This window comes from Streptomyces sp. DH10 (assembly GCF_029813805.1).
GTDB classification, from domain to species: domain Bacteria; phylum Actinomycetota; class Actinomycetes; order Streptomycetales; family Streptomycetaceae; genus Streptomyces; species Streptomyces coeruleofuscus.
Window position 1 is genome coordinate 60,589 of record NZ_JARVKU010000014.1, and the last position, 15,974, is coordinate 76,562.

At 72.0% G+C, this 15,974-nt stretch carries 13 protein-coding genes; 7 read left to right on the forward strand and 6 right to left on the reverse strand.

What is annotated here, in order from left to right:
- Nucleotides 1-121 precede the first annotated feature (121 nt).
- Nucleotides 122-934 carry an SAM-dependent methyltransferase gene (locus tag QC385_RS26800; protein ID WP_279543928.1) on the forward strand — a complete coding sequence of 271 codons (813 nt, stop codon included), beginning with the start codon at nt 122-124 and terminating at the stop codon, nt 932-934.
- On the opposite strand, the gene QC385_RS26805 is transcribed toward QC385_RS26800, so the two are convergent.
- Genes QC385_RS26805 through QC385_RS26815 form a run of 3 tightly spaced genes read right to left on the reverse strand, consistent with a single transcriptional unit; the run spans nt 924 to nt 3,668 of the window.
- Entirely contained in the window at nt 924-2,252 is a 1,329-nt protein-coding gene (locus QC385_RS26805; protein ID WP_279543929.1) for a GH1 family beta-glucosidase, read from the reverse strand. The two genes, QC385_RS26800 and QC385_RS26805, sit on opposite strands and share 11 nt — an antisense overlap.
- Nucleotides 2,253-2,310: 58 nt before the next feature.
- On the reverse strand, nt 2,311-2,577 hold the full coding sequence (locus QC385_RS26810) for a protealysin inhibitor emfourin (RefSeq protein ID WP_059414081.1): 267 nt from the start codon (nt 2,575-2,577) through the stop codon (nt 2,311-2,313).
- A gap of 20 nt (nt 2,578-2,597) precedes the next feature.
- On the reverse strand, nt 2,598-3,668 hold the full coding sequence (locus tag QC385_RS26815; protein ID WP_279543931.1) for a M4 family metallopeptidase: 1,071 nt from the start codon (nt 3,666-3,668) through the stop codon (nt 2,598-2,600).
- A 321-nt stretch (nt 3,669-3,989) separates the two neighbouring features.
- Here QC385_RS26815 and leuA point away from each other — a divergent pair, with 321 nt between their 5' ends.
- The 6 genes from leuA (at nt 3,990) to QC385_RS26845 (ending at nt 12,039) form a co-directional block, all read left to right on the forward strand.
- Nucleotides 3,990-5,711 (forward strand): 2-isopropylmalate synthase, encoded by a 1,722-nt coding sequence (leuA, locus tag QC385_RS26820; RefSeq protein WP_279543932.1) that lies wholly within the window; start codon nt 3,990-3,992, stop codon nt 5,709-5,711.
- 186 nt (nt 5,712-5,897) lie between these two features.
- Nucleotides 5,898-6,596 carry a tellurite resistance TerB family protein gene (locus tag QC385_RS26825; protein WP_279543933.1) on the forward strand — a complete coding sequence of 233 codons (699 nt, stop codon included), beginning with the start codon at nt 5,898-5,900 and terminating at the stop codon, nt 6,594-6,596.
- A 183-nt stretch (nt 6,597-6,779) separates the two neighbouring features.
- Nucleotides 6,780-8,870: an MMPL family transporter gene (locus QC385_RS26830; protein WP_279543934.1), complete on the forward strand. Its 2,091-nt coding sequence runs from the start codon at nt 6,780-6,782 to the stop codon at nt 8,868-8,870.
- A 49-nt stretch (nt 8,871-8,919) separates the two neighbouring features.
- Nucleotides 8,920-10,134, forward strand: coding sequence for a sensor histidine kinase (locus QC385_RS26835; RefSeq protein WP_279543935.1), 1,215 nt, complete (start codon nt 8,920-8,922; stop codon nt 10,132-10,134).
- A complete protein-coding gene (locus tag QC385_RS26840; protein WP_279543936.1) occupies nt 10,131-10,793 on the forward strand; it encodes a response regulator transcription factor in 663 nt (220 codons plus the stop codon). The genes QC385_RS26835 and QC385_RS26840 overlap by 4 nt, the downstream gene beginning before the upstream one ends.
- Nucleotides 10,794-10,839: 46 nt before the next feature.
- Entirely contained in the window at nt 10,840-12,039 is a 1,200-nt protein-coding gene (locus QC385_RS26845; RefSeq protein WP_279543937.1) for a sialidase family protein, read from the forward strand.
- On the opposite strand, the gene QC385_RS26850 is transcribed toward QC385_RS26845, so the two are convergent.
- Genes QC385_RS26850 through QC385_RS26860 form a run of 3 tightly spaced genes read right to left on the reverse strand, consistent with a single transcriptional unit; the run spans nt 12,036 to nt 15,966 of the window.
- Nucleotides 12,036-12,968, reverse strand: coding sequence for a dihydrodipicolinate synthase family protein (locus tag QC385_RS26850; RefSeq protein WP_279543939.1), 933 nt, complete (start codon nt 12,966-12,968; stop codon nt 12,036-12,038). The two genes, QC385_RS26845 and QC385_RS26850, sit on opposite strands and share 4 nt — an antisense overlap.
- Nucleotides 12,965-13,993, reverse strand: a complete 1,029-nt coding sequence (locus tag QC385_RS26855) for an ABC transporter ATP-binding protein (protein ID WP_279543940.1) — start codon at nt 13,991-13,993, stop codon at nt 12,965-12,967. Before QC385_RS26855 ends, QC385_RS26850 begins: the two co-directional genes overlap by 4 nt.
- Nucleotides 13,990-15,966, reverse strand: coding sequence for a dipeptide/oligopeptide/nickel ABC transporter permease/ATP-binding protein (locus tag QC385_RS26860; RefSeq protein ID WP_279544077.1), 1,977 nt, complete (start codon nt 15,964-15,966; stop codon nt 13,990-13,992). Before QC385_RS26860 ends, QC385_RS26855 begins: the two co-directional genes overlap by 4 nt.
- Between the last annotated feature and the right edge of the window lie 8 nt (nt 15,967-15,974).

Genomic DNA, 15,974 nt, shown 5'->3' on the forward strand with positions numbered 1-15,974 from the left:
AGACCTGCTCTCACGGCCCATTGAGCCCCACTCTCACGGTCCACTGAGCCTCACTCCCACGGCCACGGAACCCCCACCGAGCCGGACTCGCACCACCACCCCCCACGAGAGGCACCCCCCCATGACCCACTCGCAGGCCGCGCGGGACATAGACACCAGCAGGCCGCACTCCGCCCGCATGTACGACTACTACCTCGGCGGCAAGGACCACTTCGAGGTCGACAAGCAGGCGGCCGAGCGGGTCGCCGAGGCCTACCCCGCCATCTTCGTCTGCGCCCGCGAGAACCGGGCCTTCATGCACCGCGCCACCCGCGTCCTCGCCCGCGAGCACGGCATCCGCCAGTGGCTGGACATCGGCACCGGCATCCCCACCGAGCCCAACCTGCACCAGGTGGCCCAGTCCGTCGTCCCCGACGCCCGCGTGGTCTACGCCGACAACGACCCCCTCGTCCTCAAGTACGCCGAGCGCCTGATGCGCAGCACGACCGAGGGCCGTACGACGTACATGGAGGCGGACGTCAACGACCCCCAGGCACTCCTGAACGCACCCGAACTGGCCGAGGTCCTGGACCTGAGCCGCCCGGTCGCGCTCTCCCTCAACGCCCTGATGCACTTCGTCACCGACGCCCAGGACCCGTACGGCATCGTGCGCCGCCTGCTGGACGTCCTGCCCTCGGGCAGCGCCCTGGCGCTGAGCCACTGCACGCCCGACTTCGACCCTTCCACCTGGCAGAAGGTCACCGACATCTACACGTCGGCCGGCACGCCGGTGCGGTTCCGCTCCCGGGAGGACGTCGCCCGCTTCTTCGACGGCCTGGAGCTGCTCGACCCCGGCGTCACCGTCGGCCACCGCTGGCGGCCCGACGCCGTCGACGGCGACGCCCCGACGGACGCCGAGGTCAGCCTGTGGACCGGGGTGGGCATCAAGCCGTAGTCCCCGTCCCCTGGGCCCGCAGTACCTCCCGGTACCAGCCGTACGACGACTTCGGGGTGCGCTGAAGGGTCTCGAAGTCGACGTGGACCAGGCCGAAGCGGCGTGCGTAGCCCTCCGCCCACTCGAAGTTGTCGAGCAGGGACCACACGAAGTAGCCGCGCACGTCGACGCCCGCCTCCAGCGCCCGGTGCAGGGCCCGGAGGTGGCCGTCCAGGTAGGCGATGCGGTCCTGGTCGTCGATGTCGGGGTACGAGCAGCCGTTCTCGGTGATGACGACGGGCGGGAGCCGGTCGCCGTAGCGGTCGCGGAAGTCGGTGAGGAGTTCGGTCAGGCCCTCGGGCACGACCGGCCAGCCGAAGTCGGTGACCGGGTGCCCGGTGATCTCCCGGACCGCGAAGGGGAGTTCGGCGGGCATGGCGACCCCGCCGAAGGTGACGTCGGTGCCCTGCGGGGCGCCCACCCGCGTCGGCGCGTAGTAGTTGACGCCGTACCAGTCGACCGGCTCGGCGATCACCTCCAGGTCGGCCTCGACGTCCCCGGGCATCAGCTCGCCGATGCCGTCCGGGTACCGGCCCAGCAGTACGGGGTCGGCGAACAGGCGGTTGAGCAGCACGTCGTAGAACTCGGCCGCCTCCACGTCCGCCGCTTCGGTCGACGCCGCCCAGGTCGGGCCGTGCGAGTTGGCGATGCCGATGTCCGTGGCGCCCGAGGCACGCAGGGCGCGTACGGCCAGGCCGTGGGCCAGCAACTGGTGGTGGGCGGCCGGGAGCGCGTCGAACAGCAGCTGCCTGCCCGGCGCGTGCACGCCCAGGGCGTGGCCCAGCAGGGTGTGTTCGGCGGGCTCGTTGAGGGTGATCCACTTGGTCACCCGGTCCCCGAGGCGGCCGGCGACCAGCGAGACGTAGTCGGCGAAGCGTGCGGCCGTGTCCCTCTCCAGCCAGTCGAGGTCCGCCGGCAGGTCCCAGTGGAACAGGGTCGGAACCGGGCGGACGCCCGCCGCGCACAGGTCGTCCACCAGCCGGTCGTAGAAGTCCAGGCCCTTCTCGGAGCGCACCCGGGGCCATGAGACCGAGAAGCGGTAGGCGTTCACGCCGAGGCCGGCCAGCAGGGCCACGTCCTCGCGGTGGCGGTGGTAGTGGTCGCAGGCCACCGCCGCCGTCGAGCCGTCCTTCACCCGGCCCGGCTCGGCCGTGAAGGCGTCCCACACGGACGGCTCGCGCTGGTCCGCGGCTCCCTCGATCTGGTGCGCCGAGGTCGACACGCCCCAGAGGAAGCCGGCCGGGAAGCGGGGGATCGGATTGCCTGCGTCAGTCGCCATGCGCTGGATCATCCGTACCGCCGGTAACGGAAGTCAACAGGCCGCCGCGGAGGAGCTGTTACGCGCCTTCCTTCAGCACCCGCGAGATCAGCTTCCGCTGCTCGTCCGTCAGCCTCGGGTCGGCCGCGTACACCGTCTTCCCGTCCACGGTGATCTGGTAGCTGAACCCGTCCGGGACCCCGATCGGCGGCGTGCTCCGGCCGGCGGCGACCGCCTGCTCGGCCAGCGCGTGCCATTCGGGGGCATCGGGGCGGCCGGAGGTGTCCACCTCGGCATGCCGCTCGATGCCCGCGAACCCGCCCGTGCGCCTCACCTGAATACGCATGACACCTGTCTAGTACGGAACTACAGGGTCCGCACCCCGACCTGCTCCCAGGCCTTCGACACGGCGTCCAGCTCCTCCCCGTCGCCGAACCGCTCCCGCGCGGCCTTGACGGTGAGCGTGGCGAAGTCGGCGAACATCGCCTGCTGCTTCAGCTCGCCGCCGGTCAGCACGTCGTACCAGATCAGCCCCGCGCGCTCCCAGGCGTGGCCGCCGAGGGCCGTGGCCGCCAGGTAGAAGGCGTGGTTCGGGATGCCCGAGTTGATGTGGACGCCGCCGTTGTCGCGGCCGGTGCGGACGAAGTCGTCCATCGTCGCCGGCTGCGGGTCCTTGCCCAGGACGTCGTCGTCGTACGCCGTGCCCGGCTCCTTCATGGAGCGCAGTGCCTTGCCCGTCACCCGCGGGGCGAGCAGGCCCGCGCCGATCAGCCAGTCGGCCTCGGCGGCGGTCTGGCCGAGCGTGTACTGCTTGATCAGCGAGCCGAAGACGTCCGACACGGACTCGTTCAGCGCGCCGGGCTGGCCGAAGTAGGTGAGGTTGGCCGTGTACTGCGTGACGCCGTGGACGAGTTCGTGGCCGATGACGTCGATCGGGATGGTGAAGTCGAGGAAGATCTCACCGTCCCCGTCGCCGAAGACCATCTGCTCGCCGTTCCAGAAGGCGTTGTTGTACTCACGGTCGTAGTGCACGGTCGCGTTCAGCGGAAGGCCGTTACCGTCGATCGAGTCGCGCCGGTACGCCTTCAGGAGCAGCTCGAAGGTGGCGCCGAGACCGGCGTAGGCGCGGTTGACCGTGGCGTCCTTGCCGGGCTTGTCGCCCTCGCCCCGCACCTTGTGTCCGGGCAGGTCCGTGCCGTGCCGGGCGTCGTGCACCGTGCGGTGCGGCCTGGCGGGCTCGGCCCCGGCGGGCGGGGCCACGGACGGGGCGCCGACGACCGTGGTCAGCCGGCGGTGGGTGCGCTCCAGGGCGTCGCGCTCCAGGGTCCGGCGGGCGGGCCCGGCGAGCGCGGGGTCCTCGGCCTGGGAGAGCTTGTCGAGGACGTGGGGTGGAACGATGGTGCAGAAGACGGGCTCGAAGCCCCCGTGAGTCGTCATGCCCGGCACCCTTGCACTGCGTGACGAACCTGTCACTAGTCGCCACCATGATTGGTGAAATACCGGGACAAGGGCCTTCACTCTCCGTGGCGAAGTGGTATAGCGCACTTTTTGTCCCGTATGTGCGGCCGGTCCCGCATACTGATACGGATCCGCGCACACGGAGGGCCTCGACTAGCATGCTGCGCATCATGCGTTTCGGGCTGCTTCTCCTTAGCTGCCGCGGCGAGGGCCTGTAGTCGAGGCCGACTCCCTCCCCGCGGAGCTTGGTGCTGCGTCGTCGGCCGTCCTTCCGGACACCCTCTGAGGAGCCCCCGCATCATGGCGAACCGCCAGCAGCCCAGTTCCATGCCGATCCACAAGTACGGCCGCTACGAGCAGGTCGACATCCCGGACCGCACCTGGCCGGACCAGCGCATCACCACCGCCCCCCGCTGGCTCTCCACGGACCTGCGTGACGGCAACCAGGCCCTGATCGACCCCATGTCGCCCGCCCGTAAGCGCGCGATGTTCGACCTGCTGGTCAAGATGGGCTACAAGGAGATCGAGGTCGGCTTCCCGGCGTCGGGCCAGACGGACTTCGACTTCGTACGGTCGATCATCGAGGAGCCGGGGGCCATCCCCGACGACGTCACCATCTCCGTACTGACCCAGGCCCGCGAGGACCTGATCGAGCGCACGGTGGAGTCGCTGAAGGGCGCCAAGCGCGCGACCGTCCACCTCTACAACGCCACCGCCCCCGTCTTCCGCCGGGTCGTCTTCCGGGGCTCCAGGGACGACATCAAGCAGATCGCCGTCGACGGCACGCGGCTGGTCATGGAGTACGCGGAGAAGCTGCTGGGCCCGGAGACGGAGTTCGGCTACCAGTATTCGCCGGAGATCTTCACCGACACCGAGCTGGACTTCGCGCTGGAGGTCTGCGAGGCGGTCATGGACGTCTGGCAGCCCGGCCCGGGCCGCGAGATCATCCTCAACCTGCCCGCCACGGTGGAGCGTTCGACCCCGTCGACCCACGCGGACCGCTTCGAGTGGATGGGCCGCAACCTCTCCCGCCGCGAGCACGTCTGCCTGTCGATCCACCCGCACAACGACCGCGGCACGGCCGTCGCCGCCGCCGAGCTGGCCCTGATGGCCGGCGCCGACCGCGTCGAGGGCTGCCTGTTCGGGCAGGGCGAGCGCACCGGCAACGTCGACCTGGTCACCCTGGGCATGAACCTGTTCTCCCAGGGCGTCGACCCGCAGATCGACTTCTCCGACATCGACGAGATCCGTCGTACGTGGGAGTACTGCAACCAGATGGAGGTCCACCCGCGCCACCCGTACGTGGGCGACCTGGTCTACACGTCCTTCTCCGGCTCCCACCAGGACGCCATCAAGAAGGGCTTCGACGCGATGGAGGCCGACGCGGCCGCCAAGGGCGTCACCGTCGACGACATCGAGTGGGCGGTCCCGTACCTGCCGATCGACCCCAAGGACGTCGGCCGCTCCTACGAGGCCGTCATCCGGGTCAACTCGCAGTCCGGCAAGGGCGGTATCGCGTACGTCCTGAAGAACGACCACAAGCTGGAACTGCCCCGCCGGATGCAGATCGAGTTCTCCAAGCTCATCCAGGCGAAGACCGACGCCGAGGGCGGCGAGGTCACGCCGAAGGACATCTGGGCGGCCTTCCGGGACGAGTACCTGCCCAACCCCGAGAACCCGTGGGGCCGGATCCAGGTCAAGAACAACCAGTCGACGACCGACACCGACGGCGTGGACACGCTGACGGTGGAGGCCACGGTCGACGGCCAGGACACCGTCCTGACCGGTTCCGGCAACGGTCCGATCTCGGCCTTCTTCGACGCGCTCCAGTCCGTCGGCATCGACGTACGCCTGCTGGACTACCAGGAGCACACGATGAGCGAGGGCGCCTCCGCGCAGGCCGCCTCCTACATCGAATGCGCGATCGACGACAAGGTCCTGTGGGGGATCGGAATCGACGCGAACACCACGCGCGCCTCGCTGAAGGCGGTCGTCTCGGCCGTCAACCGCGCGACTCGCTGACCAGTCTGAACGTTGATTCGAGGGCTTCGTCCGCCGTTGTCCGGCGGGCGGAGCCCCGTCGTATACCGGCCAATCCCTGTGAGGGTCACGGAAAGGTCTCCTCCGGGGTACTGACTCCTCCTCATGGATGTGGCTAACATCACGCAAGCGCGGCGACGCTGCCGTGCGGCATGACGGAGGTGCGACGTGCTGCCAGGACGGGGACGAAACGGCCATGCCGCCAGGCTTTCGAGCATCCTGGGCACCCGTACCGCGTGGACGCCCGCCGGTGACGGGGAGTTCTTCTGCCCGGGCTGCGGCGGCGACCGCAACTACCAGCGGCTGACCGGACAACGCCGCTTCACCCTGCTCGGCCTGCCCGTGCTGCCGCGCGGCGAGACCGGCCCGGTCGTGGAGTGTGCCGCCTGCCGCCGCCACTTCGGCATGGACGTCCTCGACCATCCGACGACCACCCGCTTCTCCGCGATGCTCCGCGACGCCGTGCACACCGTCGCCCTCGCCGTGCTGGCCGCGGGCGGCGCCGGTTCCCGTACGGCGCTGGAGTCCGCGGTGCTCGCCGTGCGCGCGGCCGGCTTCGACGACTGCACGGAGGAGCAGCTGGCCGCCCTCGTGGAGGCGCTGGAGGCGGACACCGGCCGGATCACCGGGGAGCCCTGCGGTGCCGGGCTGGCCATAGAGCTGCACGAGGCGCTGGACCCGCTCGCCCCGCACCTCGCCACGGTCGGCCGCGAATCGATCCTGCTCCAGGGGGCGCGCATCGCCCTGGCGGACGGGCCGTACACCCCGGCCGAGCGGGACGTGCTCGCGACGGTGGGGGCCGCGCTCACCATCTGCTCGGACGACGTGACACGGGTGATGGCGGCGGCGGCGCGTACACCGTCGTAGGGCAGCGCACCCCTTCGGCCGCCCCTCGTCCTCCGCCCCCGCGTTACTCCCCGGGGAGTAATCCGCAGCCCGTGCCGCCCTGCGCAGTAACCCCCGACTCGGCCTCTGGCCCGACGAATCCGCCCCCGTGCGCCGGGAGTCTGGAGACCGTTCCAGACACCCGGACCGGAGGGAGCCCGAACAGTGGGGGACACAAGGAAAACCACGCGGCGGCGAGCCGTGCCCTGGGCGGTGGTCGGGCTGTGGCTCGCCGCCCTCGTACTGGTCGGGCCGCTCGCCGGGAAGTTCGCCGGCATCCAGCAGAACCGCGCGGTCGACTACCTGCCCGACAGCGCCGACTCCACGCAGGTCGCGCGGATCCAGGACCGGCTCCCGGGCGGTGAGTCCACCGACCTGGTGCTCGTGTACCACCGGGACGGCGGTCTGACCGACACCGACCGGCGCACGGCCGCCGGGCAGATCGCCGAGGTGCGCGGCGCCTACGACCTGACCGGCGAGCCGCGGGGCGTTCCGTCCGAGGACGGCTCCACCCTGATGTACCCGGTGTCCAGCACCCAGCCGGGCCAGGACGAGGAGGCCCGGAACGCCTTCGTGGACGGTGTGCGGGAGGTCGCCGAGGGGAGCGGCGGGCTGAGCGTCGAGGTCGGCGGGCCGGGGGCGCTGAACACCGACATGGGCAAGGTGTTCGAGACGATCGACGGCACCCTGCTGCTGGCCACGCTCGCCGTCGTCACCGTCCTGCTGATCCTGATCTACCGCAGCCCGTTCCTGTGGCTGGTGCCGCTCGCCGTCGCGGGCGTCGCCGCCGCCACCGCCATGGCCGCCGGATACGGACTCCACGAACTGTTCGACGTCACCGTCACCGGCCAGAGCGGCGGCGTGATGACCGTGCTCGTCCTCGGCGCCGGCACCGACTACGCGCTGCTGCTCATCGCCCGCTACCGCGAGGAACTACGGCGCCACGAACGGCCGTACGACGCCATGCGCACCGCTCTGCGCGGGTGCGGACCGGCCATCCTCGCCTCCTCCGGGACCGTCGCGGCCGGGCTGCTGTGCCTGCTCGCCGCCGATCTCAACAGCAGCAGCGGCATGGGGCCGGTCGGCACGGTGGGGGTGCTCGCGGCGCTGGTCGCGATGACGACCCTGCTGCCCGCCGTGCTCGTGCTGCTCGGGCGGCGGGTCTTCTGGCCGCTGATCCCCGCCTTCGGCAGCGAACCCAAGGCCCGCCGGTCGCTGTTCGCCGCGATGGGGACCTCGGCGACGCGCCGGCCCGTCACCGTCCTGGCCGGCGGGGCCCTGCTGCTCGGCGCCCTCGCGCTCGGCACACTGAATCTGTCCGGCAGCATCAAGCAGGAGGACTCCTTCACGGAGCGGCCCGAGTCGATCACCGCGATGCGGACGCTGGCGCGGGAGTATCCGGAGCGCAGCAGCCGGCCCGTGACCGTCATCGCCCCCGACGAGCGGGCCGACGTGGTGCTGGACCGGGCCGGTGAGACCGAGGGCGTCGCCGAGGCGGTTCCCGGGCGCAGTGGTTCGGGATGGACCGAGATCGCGGTCTTCACGACCGCCTCGCCCGAGACCGCGGCGGAGACCCGGACCATCGAGGCGCTGCGGGCCGGGCTCGACACCGCGGGCGCCTATGTCGGCGGGCCCAGCGCGCAGCAGATCGACCTGGCCGACAGCGAGTCCCGGGACCGGAAGGTGATCGTGCCGCTGGTGCTGGCCGCCGTGTTCGTCATCCTGGTCGGTCTGTTGCGGAGTCTCGTCGCGCCGTTGCTGCTGCTGGCGGCCGTGGTGGCGGTGTGGGGTGCGGCCCTCGGCATCGGGGGGCTGGTGTTCGAGCCTGTGTTCGGCTTCGGCGGTACGGATCCCGGACTGGGGCTGCTGTCGTTCGTGTTCCTGGTCGCCCTCGGGGTCGACTACGGCATCTTCCTCATGCACCGGATGCGGGAGGAGTCGGTGAAGGGTGCCGAACCGGAGGCCGCGGCGCTGACCGCGTTGCGTACGACCGGTGGGGTCATCGCCTCTGCGGGGGTGGTGCTCGCGGCGACGTTCGCGGTGCTGACGACGCTGCCGTTGGTCGGGCTCGTCGAGCTCGGGTTCGTCATCGCGGTGGGGGTGCTGCTGGACACCTTCCTTGTGCGGACGTACTTGGTCACCACGGCGAGCGTGCTGCTGAAGCGGCGGATGTGGTGGCCGGGCCGGCTCTCGCGTGCACCGGAGCAGCCTGCCGGAGCTGAACAGGGGCGGGTGCGCAGCCCTGCGTCGCGCTGAGCAGATCAAGTGCCCCTCCTCTCCCGGAGGGGCGCATTCCTGGACGAGGATGAGGTCCGTGCAGGTGCCCACGACAGGTAATCGGATCATGGCGGTGATCAACCGTGATCCGCTGACCGCTCCGCACGCCGTGCGCAACGACGCGCTGCTCGCTGCCGTCGCCGCCGTACTCGCGGTCGGACTCGCGCTGTTCGTCGACGACGGCCGACGGCCCGACGCGCTCGGCTGGACGCTGCTGCTCGCCTGCCACGTGCCGCTGGCGTGGCGGCGCCGTCGTCCGCTGCTCGTGCTGCTCGCGATCGTGGCTTGCGTCGCGCCCTACCACGCCCTCGACAACACCCACACGGCGCCGACCCCGGCCACCTACATCGCCCTCTACACCGTCGCCGTCACCGGACGGCCGCTGCGTACGGTCCTGGTCGGCGTCGGCGTCATCACCCTCTCGACGAGCGTGATGCTCACCGTGAGCATGCACGAGGCGCTGAGGGTGCTCCAGATCTCCGGGTGGGTCGTCGCCGTGCTGTTCTGCGGTGCGGACGTGCGCTTCTACCGCCAGTACGTCGCCTCCATCGTGGAACGCGCCGAACGTGCCGAGCGCACCCGCGAGGAGGAGGCCCGGCGGCGGGTCGCCGAGGAGCGGCTGCGGATCGCCCGGGACCTGCACGACCTGCTCGCGCACAGCATCACCCTCATCGGCGTGCAGACCTCCGTCGCCGCCCACGTGCTGTCCGCCGACCCCGAGCGACTCGACCGGGAGACCGTGGCCAAGGCGCTGGACGACATCGCCGAGACCTGCCGCAGCGCCCGCGGGGAACTCCGTACGACGCTGGAGGTGCTGCGCGAGCACGATTCCCCGGACGTCCGCGGTCCGCTGCCCGGCCTCGACGGTCTGACCGACCTGGCGGAGGCCGCACGGCTCGCCGGTGCCCGGGTCGAGCAGACCGTACGGGTACGGCAGGCACCGCCCGCCGTCGGTGCCGCCGCCTACCGCATCGTGCAGGAGGCGCTGACCAACGCCGTGCGGCACGCGGGACCCGAACCGGCCGTCCGTGTCGACCTGGACGAGCGGCAGGGTGCTCTGCACCTGACGGTCAGCGACGACGGCACCGGACCGGCGCCGGGTGGCACCCCGGGGTTCGGGCTCGTCGGAATGCGGGAGCGGGCCCGCAGCGTCGGTGGCACACTCGACGCCGGACCGCGCACCGGGGGCGGGTTCGAGGTGACCGCGGTCCTGCCGCTGACGACGGGGGAGAGAGCCGGATGACCATCCGAGTGCTGCTCGCGGACGACCAGACGCTGGTGCGGGAGGCGTTCGCGATGCTCGTGGAGTCGGCCCGGGACATGGAGGTCGTCGGCCAGGCCGCCACCGGCCGGCAGGCCGTGCGGCTGGCCCGCAGCGAGCGCGCCGACCTCGTGGTGATGGACATCCGCATGCCCGACCTGGACGGCATCGAGGCGACCCGGCTCATCGCGGCCGACGAGGACCTCGCGGGCGTCCGCGTCCTGGTCCTCACCACCTACGACACCGACGAGAACATCGTGGACGCGCTGCGCGCCGGGGCCTCCGGGTTCCTGGTGAAGGACACCAGGCCGGCCGAACTCCTCGACGCCATCCGCACGGTCGCGGCCGGGGAGTCCCTGCTGTCGCCGGGGCCCACGGCACGGCTGATCGAGCGGTTCCTGCGCAGTCCCTCCACGCCGGAGACCGGCGGGCCGGAGTGCCTGTCCGGCCGTGAGCGGGAGGTGCTGTCGCTGGTCGCGCGCGGCCTCAACAACACCGAGATAGCCGATGCGTTGGGGCTGAGCCCGCTGACCGCGAAGACCCACGTCAGCCGCATCATGGGCAAGCTGGCGGCGCGGGACCGGGCGCAGTTGGTCATCGTCGCGTACGAGTCGGGGCTGGTGACGCCGGGGAGCATCTGACGGACAGGTCCTGTCCGACGCTCCGTCACGCTCCGTCAGGAGAGGGATGACACTCCTCAGACGCACACTCCTCGTCACCGCCGTCCTGTGCACGCCCCTCACCGCCACGACCCACGCCTCGGCCACCCCCGGCTGCGCCTCCTCCGTCCCGTACGTCTCGGGCGAGGGCGGCTACGACACGTACCGCATCCCGGCCACGGTCACGACGGCCAAGGAAACCGTCCTCGCCTTCGCCGAGGGCAGACGCGGCGGTGCGGGCGACACCGGCGACATCGACGTCGTCCTCCGGCGCTCGGCGGACGGCGGCTGCACCTGGGGCCCGCTCACCGTCGTCGCCGCCGGGGACGGCGACACCCGGGGCAACCCGGCGCCCGTCGTCGACCCGCGCACCGGCGCCGTCGTACTCCTCACCTCGTACAACAGCGGCGAGGTGACGGAGGCCCGGATCATGCGCGGCGAGGTCACCCCCGAGCAGAGCCGCCGGGTGTTCGTGCAGCGCAGCCGGGACGACGGCCGGCACTTCACCCCGCCCCGCGAGATCACCGCGCAGGTGAAGGACCCGTCCTGGCGCTGGTACGCGACCGGCCCCGGCCATGCGATCGCCCTCACCCGGGGCCCGTACGCGGGCCGCCTGGTCGTCCCCGCCAACCACTCGGCGTCCCCGCCGGCCGGTTCCCCGGACACCGGCCAGGAGCCCCGCTACTACGGCGCCCACGCGCTGCTGAGCGACGACGGCGGCCGGACCTGGCGGCCGGGCTTCGTCGACGACTCGTACGAGGGGACCCACAACGCCAACGAGTCCACCGCCGCCCAACTGCCCGACGGCAGGGTGTACTTCAACGCCCGGGACCAGCACGGCACGAGCCCGGGCAACCGCCTCGACAGCCACTCGCCGGACGGCGGCCGGTCTCTCGACCGCCCGTACACCGTGCAGCCCGCCCTGAACGAGGTCCCGGTCGTCCAGGGCAGCGTCCTGCAACTCCCCGGCCGCCGCGGCCCGCTGCTGTTCTCCGGCCCGTCCGTCCCCACCGCCCGCCGGGCGATGGCCGTCTGGCGCAGCACGGACGGCGGCGCCACCTTCACCAAGGCGCTGACGCTCTCCCAGCGGCCCGCGGCCTACTCCGATCTGGTGCCGCTCGGCCGGAAGACGGTGGGGATCCTCTACGAGACGGGCGCCCAGGGGACCTACGAGACGATCGAGTTCCGCCGCCTCCCGGTCGACGACCTCTGGAAACAGGAGCTCTAGAGCAGCCCCGCCGCCGCCAGGTACTTCCCGACCCGCTCCACCTCGTCCTGCGACAACGGCACCTGCGGCTCCGCCGTGGCCGGGCAGTCGATCACGCCCCGCAGGTGCAGGGCGGCCTTGAAGGCGCCGATCGCCGAGGAGCCGGGGCCCATGCGGGCCGGGTCGCCGACGGTGACCATGCCGAACAGGGCGCACAGCCGCTCCTGTTCGGCACGGGCCTCCTGCCACTCCCCGGCGCGGCACAGGCGGTCCAGGCGGGCGTAGCCGTGCGGGTCGACGTTGCCGAGGCCGGGCACGGTTCCGTCCGCGCCGACCGCGAGCGCCGCGTCGACGATCAGCTCGGAGCCGGTCAGCACGCTGAAGCCGGTGATGCCCTGGTGGGCCCTGGCCCCGGTCACGACCTGGCGGAAGGCGGCCAGGTCGCCGCTGGAGTCCTTGAGCGCGGCCAGGACACCGTCGGCGGCCAGCTCCAGGACCACGTCCGCGGGCAGCTTCGTGTGGACGGCGACGGGAATGTCGTAGGCGACCACGGGCACCGGGCTGGCCCCCGCGACCACGCGGTAGTGGCGGGCGATCTCCGCCGGGTGGGTGCGGGCGTAGAACGGGGCGGTGACGACGACCGCGTCCGCGCCGGCCGCCGACACCGCCGCGACATGGCCGAGGACCCGGGCCGTCGTCATGTCGATCGCCCCGGCCAGCACCGGGAGCTGCCCGCCCACGTGGGCCGCGACCGACTCGACCACCAGCCTGCGCTGCGCGTCCGTCAGATACGCCGCCTCCGAGGTCGAGCCGAGTACGAACAGGCCGTGCACCCCGCCGGCCACCAGATGGTCGACCAGCCTGAGCAGCGAGGGGACGTCCACCTCGCGGTCCGGTGTCAGGGGCGTGCAGACGGGCGGGATGACACCGGTCAGCGAGGTGATCGTCATGGGGCCTCCATCGGGTCGCTCCGGCGGACGAGGTCGCGGGTCGACTCGTCCTCCTGGACAGGATGGTGGCAGCGGAAGCGGTGCGCGGGGGCCGACGCGGCCGAGAAGTCCGGCATCGCCTCCGCGCACGTCCCGTCCGCCTTCCAGCAGCGCGTGCGGAACGGGCAGCCGCTCGGTGGGCGCGTCGCCGACGGGACCGGACCGGCCAGCGGGATCGGCTCGATCGGGTCGAGCAGGCCGGGCGTGGCGGAGAACAGGGCACGGGTGTACGGGTGCCGGGACCGGTCGGTGACCAGGGCGGCCGGGGACTCCTCGACGATCCGGCCCAGGTACATGGTGATCACGCGGTCGCTCATCCGCCGTACGGTCTGGATGTCGTGCGAGACGAACACCAGGGCCAGGCCCAGGCGTTCCTTGAGGTCCAGCAGGAGGTTGAGGATCTGGGCGCGGACCGACACGTCCAGGGCACTGGTCGGCTCGTCCGCGACGACCAGGTCCGGGTCCAGCGCCAGCGCCCGGGCGATCGCGACGCGCTGCCGCTGCCCGCCCGACAGCTGGCCGGGCAGGGCGTCGGCGAGAGCCCGGGGGAGGCCGACCAGGGACATCAACTCCCGGACTCTCTCGTCACGTTGCCCGCGAGTGCCCCGGTCGTGCACGTCCAGCGGGTCCCGCAGGATCTGCCGTACGGTCAGGCGGCGGTTCAGGGCGGTCGACGGGTCCTGGAAGATCATGCCGGTGCTGCCGCCGACGGCCCGGCGGCGTTCGGCGGGTGGCATCGCCCACAGGTCGCGGCCCCGGAACGACACCGTCCCCCGCGTCGGCCGCTCCACGCCCACCAGCACCTTCGCCAGCGTCGACTTCCCGCAGCCCGACTCGCCCACCACGCCGACGGTCTCGCCGGGCGCGATCGCCAGGTCGGCGCCGGTCAGGGCGTACACCCGGTCGCGGGTGAACAGGCCGCCGCTGCGGGCCTTGTGCACCACATGCGTGTCGGACAGCTCCACGAGCGCGGGCCGTGCATTCATGACACCGCCTCTGTCTCGGTCGTCGCCAGCTCTATGGCCGGGTGATGGCAGGCCGCCGTGTGCGCCGGCGTACCGGTCAGGAGCGGGGCCGTCGTCCGGCAGATCCCGCTCGCCCGTGGACACCGGTCGGCGAACCGGCACCCGGCCGGGAAGTCGGCGGGGGAGGGCACGACCCCCTTGATCTGCGTCATCCGCTCCTGCGCCGACTCCAGCGACAGCACGCTGCCGAGCAGACCGCGCGTGTAGTGGTGGGCCGGGGCCTCCACCAGGTCGGCGGTGACGCCGATCTCGACGATCTGCCCGCCGTACATCACCGCCACCCGGTCGGTGACATCCGCGACCAGCGCCAGGTCGTGCGAGACGAGGATCAGCGCGAAGCCCAGCTCCTCGCGCAGCCGCAGCAGCAGCTCGATGACCTGGGCCTGCACCGTCACGTCCAGGGCGGTCGTCGGCTCGTCGGCGACGATCAGTTTCGGGTCGCGGGACAGGGCCATGGCGATCAGGACGCGCTGCCGCTGCCCGCCGGACAGCTCGTGCGGGTAGCTGCGCAGGGTGCGCCCGGGGTCGAGGCCGACCATCGTCAGCAGCTCGGCGGGATCGCGCCGCCCGCCCCGCCGCACGACCTGCTTGAGCTGGGCGCGGATCGTCATGGCCGGGTTCAGCGACGACAGCGCGTCCTGGTAGATCATCGCCATCTCGTGGCCGAGGAGTCTGCGGCGTACGCGCATCGGTTCGGCGAGCAGGTCGCGCTGGTTGAACCGGACCTGGCCGCCGACGCGCGCTCCCTTCGGCTGGAGGCCCATGACCGCCAGCGCGGTCAGCGACTTGCCGCAGCCCGACTCGCCGACCAGGCCCAGCACCTCGCCGGGGTGCACCTCGAAGCTGATGCCGTCCACGATGTCCACGCCGCCGTGCCGCTGGTCGAAGCCGATGGTGAGGTTCTCCACCGCGAGTACCGGCTGTCCGTCCCGGGGCAGCCGCCGGGCCCGGGCCCGCAGTCGCCGGGCCGCTTCCGTCAGGCCGGGCAGCTGGACGATCTCCCCGCTGCCGGGCTCCGGCGCCTGGAGGCGGTCGTCGTCCTCGGGGACCTCCACCTCGCGCGCCGACGGGGCCGCCCACGCGTCGGACACCCCCTCGGACAGGATGTTCAGCGACAGCACCGTGACCAGCATCAGCAGGCCGGGGAAGACCGTCGCCCACCAGCCACCCGTCAGCACCATGTTCTTGCCGTCCGCGATGACACTGCCCCAGGACGGGTCGGGCGGCCGTACGCCCGCTCCGATGAAGGACAGCGACGCTTCGAAGACGATCGCCTCGGCGACCTGCACCGTGCAGAACACCAGCACCGGAGCCGCGCAGTTGATCGCCACGTGCTTCAGCACGATGTGCGGTGTCCGGGCGCCGATCACCCGTTCCGCCGTCACGTAGTCCTCGCCGTACTGGTCGAGGACGTTCGCGCGGACGACCCGCGCCACCGGCGGCGTGAACAGGAACGCGATCGCGCAGATCAGCACCGTGATGCCCCCGCCGAACACGGCCACCAGCACGGCGGCGAGCGCGATGCCCGGGAACGCCATGACGACGTCCAGGCAGCGCATCAGCGTCTCGTCCACCGCCTTGCGGGAGGTCGCGGCGATCGCCCCGAGCAGCGCGCCGGCCACCAGCGCCAGACCGGTGGCGCCGAGCCCGATCGCCAGCGACCAGCGCGCCCCGTACATCAGCCGGCTGAGGATGTCCCGGCCGAGGCTGTCCTGGCCCATCCAGTGCCCGGCGGACGGATGCCCGGTGCCGTCGACGGGCGGCTGCTGGTCGAAGGGGTCGTGCGGGGCGAGCAGCGGGGCGAGCAGCGCCAGCAGCACGACGACCGCCAGGAAGCAGACGGCGGCCTTCGACAGCAACGGCAGCCGGCGCCAGCCGCGCAGCCGGAGGCCGGGCCGGGACAGCGCCTCGGTGAGGCTCTTTCGGGTCATCATGCGGGTCA

Coding starts and splice junctions, on each gene's coding strand:
- leuA (WP_279543932.1), top strand. CDS start 3,990: ATGGCGAACCGCCAGCAGCCCAGTTCCATGCCGATCCACAAGTACGGC.
- QC385_RS26815 (WP_279543931.1), bottom strand. CDS start 3,668: ATGACGACTCACGGGGGCTTCGAGCCCGTCTTCTGCACCATCGTTCCA.
- QC385_RS26800 (WP_279543928.1), top strand. CDS start 122: ATGACCCACTCGCAGGCCGCGCGGGACATAGACACCAGCAGGCCGCAC.
- QC385_RS26860 (WP_279544077.1), bottom strand. CDS start 15,966: ATGATGACCCGAAAGAGCCTCACCGAGGCGCTGTCCCGGCCCGGCCTC.
- QC385_RS26805 (WP_279543929.1), bottom strand. CDS start 2,252: ATGGCGACTGACGCAGGCAATCCGATCCCCCGCTTCCCGGCCGGCTTC.
- QC385_RS26845 (WP_279543937.1), top strand. CDS start 10,840: ATGACACTCCTCAGACGCACACTCCTCGTCACCGCCGTCCTGTGCACG.
- QC385_RS26855 (WP_279543940.1), bottom strand. CDS start 13,993: ATGAATGCACGGCCCGCGCTCGTGGAGCTGTCCGACACGCATGTGGTG.
- QC385_RS26835 (WP_279543935.1), top strand. CDS start 8,920: ATGAGGTCCGTGCAGGTGCCCACGACAGGTAATCGGATCATGGCGGTG.
- QC385_RS26850 (WP_279543939.1), bottom strand. CDS start 12,968: ATGACGATCACCTCGCTGACCGGTGTCATCCCGCCCGTCTGCACGCCC.
- QC385_RS26840 (WP_279543936.1), top strand. CDS start 10,131: ATGACCATCCGAGTGCTGCTCGCGGACGACCAGACGCTGGTGCGGGAG.
- QC385_RS26810 (WP_059414081.1), bottom strand. CDS start 2,577: ATGCGTATTCAGGTGAGGCGCACGGGCGGGTTCGCGGGCATCGAGCGG.